The following is a 12,664-nucleotide window of genomic DNA, read 5'->3' on the forward strand; positions in this document are numbered from 1 at the left end:
TTTTAGTGTTGTAAATACATTTTTTAGGGTTCGGTTTTTGAAAGCTGTATAAGATATATCAAACCATAAAGATTCTGTTAAACTAACAGAGAGCTGGCTAAAACCAAAAACCAGGTAAAATGTTTTATGAAGTAAACACGCATGTCCGCATAAGTTACAGAAAACTACCGCCCTGTTATGATACTTTTTTGATGTCGGGTAAGAGTTTCAAGACGGCAAGTTTAAAAAAAATAAAGAATGACTGTTGCAGGGAGACCCGGTTTCAAATTGGAATTTTGGATTTTGTCTGGGTTTTGTTGCTTAAAACAGGTGGCGAAGCCTACCTCATTCAAAGGAAACGCACTTCGAAGGTACTCACTTCCTGCATTAAGGGAGAAACAATTGCAAAATATCTTTATCAATTTAATAACTAAACCCAAAAAAGAATTGCCTATGGAAAACTAACTTAAATTAATTAACAAGGAAGGAAGTGCGCCTACACTTCCTTCCAGCCTTACCAAATAGAATTTGGTATAAAAACTTTGTTTAATAAAAAACATTCAAATTTATGAAAAAAAATATAGAAAAGCTGTGCTCGTTTTTCAAGAAGCACAGAAGGAGAATTTATGTTTGTATTTCTGCAACGTTTGTGATGATGCTGTTCCTTGCAGTTGCTGAAAACACCCGGGCGGGCACCTCTCCGGAGTCGGTGAAGCTCGACCTGAAAATGAAAAAAGTAAGCCTCAAAGAAGTTTTTAAAACGATTACAGATAAAAGTAAATATACTTTTGTTTATAATAATAATTTTGTTAATGACAACCAGCAGGTTACCATTGTTCTTAAAGATGCTGGAGTAGAAGAAATACTTGATAAGATTCTTCTTCCGCAAGATTTGGATTACAAAATAGTCGACAACCAGATTATTGTTTTTTCTGCAGAGGAAAAATTAAATAAAAAACCCGAAGTAAAAACAAATGCTCAACAAATATCCGTTTCAGGTAAGGTCGTCGATGAAAATGGGGTGCCACTGCCAGGCGTTACGGTTGTAGCAAAAGGAACTACAGTTGGAATAGTTACAAGTGTAGATGGAAACTATAGTCTGACAATACCTGCTGGGGCGGAAATTCTTATTTTTTCATTCGTCGGGATGAAAACACAGGAAATAGTTATCGGCGGGCAAACAATTATTAACGTCACCTTAGAGTCGGAAACCATTGGGTTAGACGAGGTCATTGCTGTTGGTTATGCATCGCAAAAAAAAGCTAACATCGTAGGTTCGGTTACATCGGTTAGCGGCGACAAACTCGAGTCAATTCCCTCGTCAGATGTTACCAATGCCATTTCCGGTCGTCTGCCAGGCTCCATTGTAATGCAGCAGACGGGAGAGCCAGGGCAAAATGAAGCAAGAATTTTAGTGAGAGGGCGCACATCTTTGGGCGACTCCGACGATGAGGACAGAGACGTAGAATTGTCTGCACCTTTGGTTGTTGTTGATGGGATACCCGGACGTTCCCTGGGTGATATTGACCCTGTTGATATCGCAAGTATTACTGTCTTGAAGGATGCTGCAGCCGCTATATACGGAGCATCAGCAGCAAACGGTGTAATTTTGGTTACTACAAAAACCGGAACCTCCGGGAAACCTCAGCTAAGTTATCAGTTTTACCAGGGATTTATGACGCCAACTATCCTCCCTGAGGTAACCAATGCCGGAGATTATGCTACAATGTTAAGCGAATATCAGGATTATGAAGGAAGTGAACGAACCTTTTCCAATGAGGATATTGCACTTTACTATAGTGGGGTAGACCCATGGGAGCATCCGAATACAGACTGGTTGGGAGACCTGGTTGCAACGTGGAATACAGTTAGTAAACACAATGTGTCGCTAAATGGAGGGACCAATAGCGGGATGACTTATTATGTATCATTTGGATATAAAAACGAAGAAGCTATATATAAAGCCGAATCAACAAATTACAAACAGTACAATATCCGGGCAAAACTGGATGTTCCGATTAACGATTGGTTGAGCACTTCCATTTATTATGCAGGGTTTCTAAATGACAAACTTTATCCGACAAGAAGTGCAGATGATATTTACGGGCAGGCAACTCGTTTAGTGCCAACCCAATGGTCTTACTGGCCAACAGGAGAGCCGGGACCAGATATTGAATATGGTGATAACCCGGTGGTTACTTCAACGCTTCAAACGGGTTATGACGACACAAAAGATTACAAAAACCAACTAACTTTCAAAGGAACAATAACCCCGTCGATGGTAAAGGGACTCACTATCCAGGGTGCGTATACTTACGATGTTATTAATACCTACAATAAAGTATTCCAGAAGCCCTGGATACTCTATTATGCAAATTGGGATTCAGCTGTAAGAGATGCAAATGGTTATGTTACCGGCATGGACCTGGTTCCTACTGAACGAGGAGTTTCTGCACCGGAACTCACAGAACACTATTATCGAACAATAAGAAAGTTAAGCAATTTTAACTTTAATTATAACCGGACTTTCGGAGAGCATGAGTTTACGCTATTTGGTGCTTATGAACAACAGACTCAGGATTACAACGAATTTGAAGCATTCCGTCAGTATTATGTTTCGGATGTAGTCGAAACCTTGGATGCAGGTTCAGATACCGACAAAGACAATGGAGGAACAATGACTGTATATGCCCGCAAATCCTGGATTGGAAGGTTCAATTATAATTACAAAGGCAAATATTTAGCTGAAGTTGTATTTAGACGCGATGGTTCATTAAAATTTCCCAAAGACAGTCGCTGGGGGAATTTTCCTGGATTTTTATTGGGATGGAGAGCATCTGAAGAAAACTTCTGGAAAGAGAACGTGGCATTTATTAACTATTTTAAATTAAGGGCATCTTACGGTAAAATGGGAATGGATCCGGGAGATTCTTTCCAGTACACAAACAAATACGAGCTTGCAAGTGGTGTTGCAATGGGAACGGGCAAAACCATTGCATCAATTGTAAAACAGTCGGTTGTAGCTAATCCATTTATAACATGGGAAAAACAAACAACTTACAACCTGGGCTTTGATTCTCAAATTTTAAATAGTCTCTTCCATTTAAATGCTGAGATATTTTACAGCAAGCGTTCTGATATTTTGGCTGCAAGAAATGCATCAGTTCCTGATTATACGGGGTTGGAACTTCCGGATGAGAATATTGCGGAGGTTGACAACAGAGGATTTGAGTTTGAGGCTGGCTTCCATAAAAAATGGAACAATGATTTCGGTCTTGATGTAACAGGAAATATCAGTTACACCCACAACGAAGTCGTTTTTATGGATGAACCGGAAAGAGCTGTTCCCTGGCAGGTACGCACAGGTCATCCTTATGGGGCGACGTTACTCTACAATGCAATTGGCGTTTTCGCGGACGAGGCTGCCGTAGCGGCATATCCGCATTGGTCAACTGCTAAGCCAGGCGACGTTATTTTTGAAGATGTCAGTGGAGACGGGGAGATAACGAGTGACGACAAAATATTATTAGACAAAACTGACGCTCCGGAGATTTTTTATGGAATTACCGTAGATCTTGCCTATAAAAACTGGCACCTCTCTCTGTTGGCCCAGGGACAGGGAACTTTCTATGCGATGACCGATGACGACGAACGCAGAGGCGAAGCAGGAAACTATTTGCAATGGCAGTTTGATAATCGCTGGACACCGGATAATACTAATACAAATGTGGGAAGGGCTTTTAACCGGAATGATTTGTATTGGGCAATGAATGTCAACAACAGCACCTACCATTATGCCAATATGGCTTATTGTCGGTTGAAAAATGCTGTTGTCAGCTACGACATACCAAAGAAACTTACTGAAAAGGTAAATATTTCAAGAGTTAATGTATACTTCTCAGGAAATAACCTTTTTCTGATTTACGCAGCCCAAAGGAATTTTGATCCGGAAATTGCAAATCCAATGACTTACCCGGCTGTAAAAACATTTGCGATCGGCGCTAAGGTTACGTTTTAATCATTTAATCAATTCGTAAAATGAAAAATATGAGAAGAGTTATTATATACCCGATAATATCGCTGGCATTACTATTCGCGATATCCTGTGAAAATGTTCTTGAACAAGACCCTGTCGATTCGATCAGTGAAGAGGCCATTTTTACCGACATGAACCTGCTGGAAGCATATCTGCAAAGATGTTACGATTATATTGGCGGTGATGAAAACTATCTTTTGGGAATGCGCGAAGACCTTCTTGCGTCGGCGACCGATGAATGTTTATGTATTCACCGACCCAGTGGTTACACCTTTGTAAAGGGCACGTTAACTCCTGATGAGATGGGACACTTCGGGAACTGGCGCTTTAACTGGATTCAGTGGGATTATATGTATTCCAATATAAAGAATGTAAATGTTTTACTGGCTAATATTGATGATGTTCCGATTGAAACGAGTAGCGATGAAGAACTGATTGCCCAATACAAAGCAGAAGGCTATTTTATAAGAGCTTTTGTTTATACAAACCTGTTGCGTTCCTACGGCGGGTTGGCATTGATCAGTGACCCGTTTGAACTGGATGATGATTTTCTTTCGGTTGAGAGATCTTCAATTGAAGCAACAATGGATTTTATACTTGAAGACATCGAAAATGCAATAGCGGGGCTCCCCGAAAAAGATGGTATCGACCAGGGAAGGGCAACAAAAGGAGCGGCTGCGGCCTTAAAATCAAGGTTACTTAGTTTCTGTGCCGGAGAACTCACCAATGGAGGCTACGAATCATCAAATGAACTGGTATCTTTCCAGGGGAGCCAGAGAACCGAGCTTTTGACAAAAGCGAAGAATGCAGCAAAAGCAATTATGGATGGAGATTATGGCAGTTATGCTTTAACCGGCAGCACCAACGACCCTCCATCTGAAATGACCGACGCTGATGTGGAAGAATATGCTGACAATTACTACAACCTTTTTATTCAAAAAGGGGAATGGGACGACGAAGTCATTTGGGGAATTCAATATCTGCAAGCTTCAGGTAGTACCGTAAATACAAATAAATGGAATGGCCCTAACGGTTATCATAACTGGGGAAATAACAATCCAACAGAACCTGCTGTTCGTAGATTTGAGATGGCTGACGGCAGTGAGTTTGTTTGGGATAAATACGATTCGGGAAACGAGACAACAAGAGATTTTTCTGCCGCTGAGCTGGAAGAAGACCCGGAAAGAAATCCTTTTGTAGGACGCGAGCCTCGTTTCTATGCAACCGTTTTATATAATGGTGCCGGCTGGCAAGCTCGTCCAACAGACATGGCTGCCAGCGATCCTTACAATCAGATACAATCGGGGTATTATGTCTCAAACAGTGATACGACAGCGGGAATAGATACCCGCCAAACTGATATTGAAGCATGGAATGGCACAAAAACCGGATACTACATGAAAAAACTCATGGATATTAACACGGAGGGCCAGTACTATAATACAGAGCATGCCTGGCTGGAATTCAGGTATGCCGAAGTTGTACTCGACTATGCCGAAGCTTGTATCGAATTGGGCGGAGATGACCTCCAGAATGGACTCGATGCTTTAAATACGGTTCGCAACCGTGCGGGGCTGCCCGACCGGGTTACTACCGATCAGGAACAAGCCAGGGAGTGGTACCGCCATGAAAGGCAAATTGAATTTTATGGAGAGGGAGACCGCTGGTACATGATTCGCAAATGGATGATTGCGGATGAAGTGATTGAAAACATAAGCCCAATGAAGATTTATCAAAACGACGACGGTAGTATAAAATGGTACTATGATACATCTACAACTCAGGATGCAAGAACCTGGAATGAAAGTGCATACTGGCTGCCACTGTCAAGAGACGAGATGAATAAGGCTCCTCAATTACAGCAAAATCCAGGTTACAATTAATAACTAAAATGGTTTAGTTTAACTATACGGGCCGGTTCTGCATTGAGCCGGCTTTTTCTTTCCTCCGCTTTTTGCTGATTTCAACCCGGCTTGCTTTTATCAGCAGTAATAATAGGAACTCAGCCATTTTTTTGAATAAATTGTAGATTTTAAACGAAATTGTTGCACTGGGATTAGCACAACAAGTGGTGAGAAAACTATTCAAATCATCCACATGCGTAGGTGAAAACTGCATTATGCCCCAATCATTTTAATAGAAGATTCAGAAGTTTTTGCTTTTGGACGAAAAATCCCATTTGCAGCCCAATACAGTAAAAATAGCAGATTTTGTATTATTAACAATTTTCTAAATACATGATTTGTGACAGTTGCAATGTAAAATAACTGTTAAAAATGAATTCTATTTTTACAAAATTTTTAACTTTGATGCTTTAAAACATACACGGCATTTATATGTTAAATTCAGAGTTGGGAGTAAAAGATATAGTTGATAATCCAAAGTCGATCTTTTATCTTTTGAATCAGGAAGAAAAAGATGAATTACAGCATCATATTTCTCTCGCGCATTATAAAAAAAACGAATTCATTTTTAAAGAGGGCGATAAACCTACCGGATTTCTTTTATTGGTTGATGGTAAAGTAAAGATTTTCAAGGAAGGCGTTGGTGGAAGGGAGCAGATTGTTCGTATGGCCAAACCTCTTGGTGTTATTGGTTACAGGGCGCTTTTTAGCGACGAAATTCACAATTCGTCGGCAGTTACTTTGGAAGAGTCTCTTGTTTGTACAATAAGTCCCGATTTTATTTTTAATCGTGCTTTAAAAAACAGTGATTTTTCGTTTAAAATCATTCGTAAGTTGTCAAAAGAATTAGGTTTTTCAAATTCAAGAACAGTAACACTTACACAAAAACATATTCGGGGCAGACTGGCAGAATCATTGCTTCTGCTTAAAGATAAGTATGGTTTTGAGCACGATGGAACCACACTCCGAGTATACCTGTCACGGGAAGATATTGCCAATTTATCGAACATGACAACATCAAATGCAATTCGTACTTTGTCGACTTTTGCCAGCGAAAAGGTAATTGCTATTGATGGACGGAAAATCAAAATTTTGGATGCCAACCGCCTGGAAAGAGTAAGCAAGTTAGGATAGGTTGAACTGCATTTACAGCAATTTTCTTTTTTTTTATTCCTGCAAATAGATTCGTTTTACACGTTGCGAAATCCCTGTTAAAACTTCGTACGGAATTGTACCCGCTTTTTCAGCTATTTCTGAAATAGAGATGTTTGAACCAAAAAATTCTACCTCGTCACCCGCATTTACATCAATACCTGTTACATCAAGCATCAACATATCCATACAAATATTACCAATTATTGGTGCCAATTTGCCGCTGACAAAAGCAGAACCATTTTTATTACTGAGTTTTCTGTCCAGACCATCGGCATAGCCCAGCGGGACCACTGCTATTTTGCTCGTTTTCTCAACTTTCCCCTTTCGGTTATAGCCTACCGTCTCCGTTTTTTGAACTGTTTTTACCTGAGAAACAGTACTCTTTAATGTGCCAATATGCTCCAGTCCCAGTCCGGTTTGAGAAACGCCGTAAAGACCAATGCCAAGTCTCACCATTTCAAACTGGTATTTTGTGAAACGCTCAATTCCCGCAGAATTTAATATGTGCCGGTCTATATTATATGAAAACTGTTTTGAGATATTTCCGGCGATTTCATTGAATCCGGAAATTTGCGTTTTTGTAAAGTCATCCATTTTAGGATCGTCACTTGCCGCAAGATGCGAAAAAACAGACTTGACTTTTAGCCACCTGGTTGCCTTTATTGTTGAGATAGCATGTTGAATTTCAGATTCTGTTTTGAAACCTAAACGATTCATCCCGGTATCGATTTTTAGATGAACCGGAAACTCCTCCAAGGCATTTTGAGAGACGGTTTTAGTAAATGCTTGCAGCAATTCCAGGCTGTAAATGTTCGGCTCCAACCGGTAATCGATAAAATTTTGAAAACTGTGTTCTTCCGGATTCATTACAATAATCGGTGTTTGAATTCCGGCGTTTCGCAATTGTACACCTTCATCGGCAACAGCAACTGCAAGGTAATCTACATTCTGAAACTGAAGCATTTTTGCAATTTCCACATCGCCTGTGCCATATGAAAAGGCTTTTACCATCACCATAACTTTTGTTTCGGGTTTTAAAAGTTTTCGAAACGCGTTGAGATTATAAACTAGTGCATTCAAATTAACTTCCAGAACCGTTTGATGTGTTTTCTGCTGAAGAAGAGCAGATATTTTTTCGAAAGTAAATTTTCGGGCACCTTTAATTAAGATTACTGAGTCTTTCAGATTTTCTTTCTGAAATGATTTTTCAAAGTCAATTAATTTGGAATAGCACTCTTTCCTAACCGAAAATACTTCAAAATATTTAGTTATTTCAGGACCAATTCCTATGAGTTTGTCAATTTTCCAGTCCAATAAAAGTTGGTTTACCTGTTTATATAAATCTGGTTTTGGAATACCGGTTTGTTGAATATCGGAAAGTATAACTGTTTTTTGTAAATGACCTTTTGCTGCTTGCTGCTGAAGCACGGACAATGCAATGGAAAACGAATTAAGGTCAGAGTTATAGTAATCGTTGATAAGTAGGCAGTTATTGATTCCCTGTTTAATTTCCAAACGCATGGCAACAGGTTCGAGTTTTTCAAATCTTTTTAAAAACAGATCCGTTTTTTGGGTCAGCGCCCATATACCTGCAAAACAATGACAGGCATTTTCAATGGATGAGGAGTCGGAAAAAGGAATTTTAAATGCATATTTTTTTGACTCAATTTTAGCTGAAATTTTAGTGTAACTTTCCTTCTTTTCTGCCGAAAAAGAAAGGAACACATTTTTATTTTTTAGCAACGACCAGCTAACCGGTGTTACGGAATGCTCTTCGCAGAAACGAGTAATCTTTTTTTTACACAATTGGTTGTCCACCGAAAAAATCAATTTTTCAGAGGACTTAAAAAGCTGGAGTTTTTCTTCTATTTTTTGCTCGTACGATTCAAAATTTTCCTGGTGGGCATCTCCAAGATTTGTAAAAATCCCGATTTCCGGTTTTATAATTTTTGTCAGCTTTTTCATTTCACCAGGTTCTGAAATACCAGCTTCAAAAATCCCCAGGTTGTAATTTTTATTCATCAATAATACAGAAAGCGGAACACCAATTTGAGAATTGTAGCTTTTGGGGCTTCTTACTATTGAGAAGTCTTCAGATAAAAGATCGTGCAACCATTCTTTTACAATTGTTTTTCCATTGCTTCCCGTAATTCCGATAACCGGATACAGGTTTTTCCGTCGGTTAAAAGTGGCCAGTTTTTGTAATGCTTCTGTAGTATTCTTCACAAAAACAAAAGAGGCTTTTGAGTTGATCCATTTTTTTTCAGAAACAACAAAATTTTTTATACCCCGATCTATCAATTGGGGAATATAATGGTGTCCGTTATTTCGCGGCCCTGTAAGCGCAAAAAAAATAGCATTCTCTCCTGCGAAAAATGTTCGGCTGTCGGTAACAATATTTGTGATAATCTCATCTGAAGCATTTGGAGACGAAAATAATTTACCTTCTGTAAATTTTGAGATTTCTGAAATTGTGAATTGATTCATTTTTTTGAATTTGCCTCTCGGTAGCAACTGCGACAGAGGGGTTCGTAAATGTCTTTCTCGCCCAAAAGTACAACCTGTTCTTTTTCAGAAAGCCGATGAGAAAACTGAGCGATATTTCCACACCTTACACAAATGGCATGTACTTTTGTAACATGATCTGCAATGGCCATTAACCCGGGAATTGGACCAAACGGAACGCCTTTAAAGTCCATATCCAGTCCGGCTACAATTACACGTATTCCCATATTTGCCAGTTTTGCAGCAACTTCAATAAGCCCTTTGTCGAAGAACTGAGCTTCGTCTATTCCAATAACGTCAACATCGTTTGAGTAAAGCAATATATTTGCAGAGTTTTCTACGGGAGTTGAACGGATAGAATTTTCATCGTGTGAAACCACTTCTGTTTCCGAATAACGCACATCAATTATCGGTTTATAAATTTCCACACGCTGTTTTGCAATTTTTGCCCGTTTTAACCTGCGTATCAGTTCCTCAGTTTTTCCTGAAAACATTGAGCCTGCAACAACTTCAATCACCCCCACTTTTTTATGGGCGTTTACATCCCTTTCTATAAACATTTACGTTATATGAATAAGAAATTAGTACTTTTACAAAAATAATCTTTAAAAATAATAGGTCGGGCAAGAATGGAAAATAAAAAACTGGTAAATATTCTTTTAAAAGATATGGGCGAATTGGAGGAACTGGTTGTTGAAATAAAAGAAAAAGGGAACTTCGACTCGCTTGAAATTGAATTTCTGCATACCCGGGCAAAAGGTATTATGCAGCTTTTACAGATGTTAAACGGAAATGAAAGTGAAAATCCAGTTCCTGAAGCGATTCAGAAAATTGTTGAAGAAATTCCTGAAAATATAAATTCCGAAAAAATACCACCAGCTCCGGAGATTGAATCTCCTGTAAAAGAAGAAGAGATTATTGTAAAGCCGGAAAAAGAAGAACCGGTTCCTGAGCCTGAAATAAAAGAGGAGCCTCAAATCTCAACAGAAGAACCGAAAGAAGAAGTTGTTGAAAGTAAAATTGAAGAGCCTGAAGAAGATATTTCCGGTAATTCCCGTGGGGGTGGAGAAGAAGAGGATTCAGCCGATTTTGAAAATGGCGATGTGGAATTGGAAGAAGAGGAAACAACAGAAATAAATCCGCGTCTTGGTGATAGCTTTTTAAAGGGGAAATCAGTGAATGATATTATACATGATCAAAACAAACTTGAATTTAAGTTGTCTAATCGCCCGGTAGACAGTATTCGTTCAGCGATTGGAATTAATGACCGTTTTCAGTATATAAGGGAACTTTTTGACGGAAACCCCGAACGGTTTTCGGAAACGGTGACATCCATCGACGCCATGAAAAGTATAAATGAAGCAGTGAGCTACTTGCAGCAAAATTTTAAATGGAAAAAGAACGAAACCAGCTTGAAGTTTGTAAACCTTGTAAAGCGGCGTTTCACCAATGAATAGTTTTGGAAGATTGGTTCTTGTTCCCACACCCATTGGAAACCTTGAGGATATTACGTTGCGGGCAATTAATGTTTTAAAAGATGCTGATTTAATTTTGGCTGAAGATACACGTGTTTCATCAAAATTAATGAAACATCTGGAAATTGATAAAAGGCTAATTCCACATCACAAATTCAACGAACACAAAACACTTCAGAATATTATTTCCAAATTGAAGGAAGGTTTACATGTTGCAATGATTTCAGATGCCGGAACTCCCGGAATTTCAGATCCCGGGTTTTTATTGGTTCGAACCTGCATCGAAAACACCATTGATGTAGAGTGTCTTCCCGGAGCCACTGCTTTAATTCCTGCACTTGCTGTTTCAGGTTTGCCAACCGATAAATTTGTTTTTGAAGGTTTTCTTCCTCAAAAAAAAGGGCGGCAGAAAAGATTAATTCAACTCTCGGAGGAAAACCGGACAATGGTGTTTTATGAATCTCCTTTTCGGCTGGTAAAGGCGATTTCTCAGTTTTCCGCGTTTTTTGGTGCAGAAAGACAGGCATGTGTTTGCCGGGAACTCAGTAAAATGTTCGAAGAAATAAAACGCGGAACTTTAGCTGAACTTGAAAAATATTATTCGGAAAATACACCTAAAGGAGAAATTGTGATTGTTGTGGAAGGCTTTTCAAAAAAGGAAAAGTAAGGTTATTTCTCATTGTGAAGATACTAAATGATAAAAAAGTACAGGCATATCTTTTTTGACCTCGATAATACATTATGGGATTTTGAAAAGAATTCAAAAAATGCCATGCAAATAACATTTACCCATTTTTTTGATGATGCAGAACTGCCATTTGTCCACTTTTTTGAGACTTATTCCCGCATTAACGATTATTTGTGGGATGAGTATAAAAAAAGGAATATTCAAAAAAAAGAATTAATCTTTTTGAGGTTCAAACAGACTTTTAGCACTCACAAGCTTTCGGGGGTGGAGCCGGAAGAAATGAACGCGTTTTATCTGGAGGAAATGGCAAAGCAAAAAGACTTGAAAGTTGGTGCGCAGGAAATACTTCAATATCTAAAAAAAAGAAATTACATATTGCATATTATTACAAATGGTTTTAAGGAGGTCCAATATAAAAAGTTGGAAACCTCGGGGTTAAAGCTTTTTTTTAAAAATATTTTTATTTCAGAGGATGTGAAGGTACCAAAACCGGGATTTGAAATTTTTGAATATGCTATCAAATCGTCAAATGCCAGGAAATCGGAATGTCTGATGGTAGGAGATGATTGGCATGTGGATATTGTTGGAGCAAATCAGTTCGGGATTGATTCGATTTACATTCCATTAAATAAACATGCGGAATATGGTCGTTCCAACGGAGAGGTAAAGAATAAGAATAAAATATATATTGTTGACGAAATTATAGATTTAAAAGGGTTTTTGTAAAAAAAATCTTCTAAATACTTATGTTAATTACTTTTTGTAAGTTAAATCTTCTTTTTCAAAACAAAAAAATGTGTAACATTTATTTTTAATTTTCAATTCTTTTTATAACATTTGCAAGTGTTAATATTTTTAACATTTAACTAATTTTGCATAAAACATATTAAAAAGGGGGAACTATAAACGTTTTATACGGGAT

General features: G+C 38.4%; 8 protein-coding genes. 6 read left to right on the forward strand and 2 right to left on the reverse strand.

From position 1 onward, the window contains the following. Window positions 1-547 precede the first annotated feature (547 nt). The 3 genes from GM418_RS16175 to GM418_RS16185 all read left to right on the forward strand — a co-directional run bounded on the left by GM418_RS16175 (window position 548) and on the right by GM418_RS16185 (window position 7,053). Window positions 548-3,997 (forward strand): TonB-dependent receptor, encoded by a 3,450-nt coding sequence (locus GM418_RS16175; protein WP_158868147.1) that lies wholly within the window; start codon window positions 548-550, stop codon window positions 3,995-3,997. 29 nt (window positions 3,998-4,026) lie between these two features. After that, window positions 4,027-5,898, forward strand: coding sequence for a RagB/SusD family nutrient uptake outer membrane protein (locus tag GM418_RS16180; protein ID WP_158868149.1), 1,872 nt, complete (start codon window positions 4,027-4,029; stop codon window positions 5,896-5,898). A 453-nt stretch (window positions 5,899-6,351) separates the two neighbouring features. Next, a complete protein-coding gene (locus GM418_RS16185; RefSeq protein WP_158868151.1) occupies window positions 6,352-7,053 on the forward strand; it encodes a Crp/Fnr family transcriptional regulator in 702 nt (233 codons plus the stop codon). A gap of 33 nt (window positions 7,054-7,086) precedes the next feature. Here GM418_RS16185 and GM418_RS16190 read toward each other — a convergent pair whose 3' ends face one another. Together GM418_RS16190 and GM418_RS16195 are read right to left on the reverse strand one after the other, a co-directional pair. Beyond that, entirely contained in the window at window positions 7,087-9,561 is a 2,475-nt protein-coding gene (locus GM418_RS16190; RefSeq protein WP_158868153.1) for a bifunctional UDP-N-acetylmuramoyl-tripeptide:D-alanyl-D-alanine ligase/alanine racemase, read from the reverse strand. Further along, the gene (locus GM418_RS16195; RefSeq protein ID WP_158868155.1) at window positions 9,558-10,139 is read right to left on the reverse strand and encodes a thymidine kinase; all 582 of its coding nucleotides are present in this window, start codon (window positions 10,137-10,139) and stop codon (window positions 9,558-9,560) included. The genes GM418_RS16190 and GM418_RS16195 overlap by 4 nt, the downstream gene beginning before the upstream one ends. Before the next feature lie 69 nt (window positions 10,140-10,208). Between GM418_RS16195 and GM418_RS16200 the strand changes: the two genes are divergently transcribed. Genes GM418_RS16200 through GM418_RS16210 form a run of 3 tightly spaced genes read left to right on the forward strand, consistent with a single transcriptional unit; the run spans window position 10,209 to window position 12,468 of the window. Then, complete coding sequence (locus GM418_RS16200) at window positions 10,209-11,036, forward strand: hypothetical protein (RefSeq protein WP_158868157.1); 828 nt, start codon at window positions 10,209-10,211, stop codon at window positions 11,034-11,036. Next, complete coding sequence (rsmI, locus tag GM418_RS16205) at window positions 11,029-11,721, forward strand: 16S rRNA (cytidine(1402)-2'-O)-methyltransferase (RefSeq protein ID WP_158868159.1); 693 nt, start codon at window positions 11,029-11,031, stop codon at window positions 11,719-11,721. The genes GM418_RS16200 and rsmI overlap by 8 nt, the downstream gene beginning before the upstream one ends. 27 nt (window positions 11,722-11,748) lie before the next feature. Then, window positions 11,749-12,468 (forward strand): YjjG family noncanonical pyrimidine nucleotidase, encoded by a 720-nt coding sequence (locus GM418_RS16210; RefSeq protein ID WP_158868161.1) that lies wholly within the window; start codon window positions 11,749-11,751, stop codon window positions 12,466-12,468. The last annotated feature ends 196 nt before the right edge of the window (window positions 12,469-12,664 follow it).

Source organism: Maribellus comscasis (genome assembly GCF_009762775.1).
Classification (GTDB): Bacteria; Bacteroidota; Bacteroidia; order Bacteroidales; family Prolixibacteraceae; genus Draconibacterium; species Draconibacterium comscasis.

Excerpts from the sequence above, each read along its gene's own strand:
- GM418_RS16175 (WP_158868147.1), top strand. The coding sequence starts at position 548 with ATGAAAAAAAATATAGAAAAGCTGTGCTCGTTTTTCAAGAAGCACAGA.
- GM418_RS16180 (WP_158868149.1), top strand. The coding sequence starts at position 4,027 with ATGAGAAGAGTTATTATATACCCGATAATATCGCTGGCATTACTATTC.
- GM418_RS16185 (WP_158868151.1), top strand. The coding sequence starts at position 6,352 with ATGTTAAATTCAGAGTTGGGAGTAAAAGATATAGTTGATAATCCAAAG.
- GM418_RS16190 (WP_158868153.1), bottom strand. The coding sequence starts at position 9,561 with ATGAATCAATTCACAATTTCAGAAATCTCAAAATTTACAGAAGGTAAA.
- GM418_RS16195 (WP_158868155.1), bottom strand. The coding sequence starts at position 10,139 with ATGTTTATAGAAAGGGATGTAAACGCCCATAAAAAAGTGGGGGTGATT.
- GM418_RS16200 (WP_158868157.1), top strand. The coding sequence starts at position 10,209 with ATGGAAAATAAAAAACTGGTAAATATTCTTTTAAAAGATATGGGCGAA.
- rsmI (WP_158868159.1), top strand. The coding sequence starts at position 11,029 with ATGAATAGTTTTGGAAGATTGGTTCTTGTTCCCACACCCATTGGAAAC.
- GM418_RS16210 (WP_158868161.1), top strand. The coding sequence starts at position 11,749 with ATGATAAAAAAGTACAGGCATATCTTTTTTGACCTCGATAATACATTA.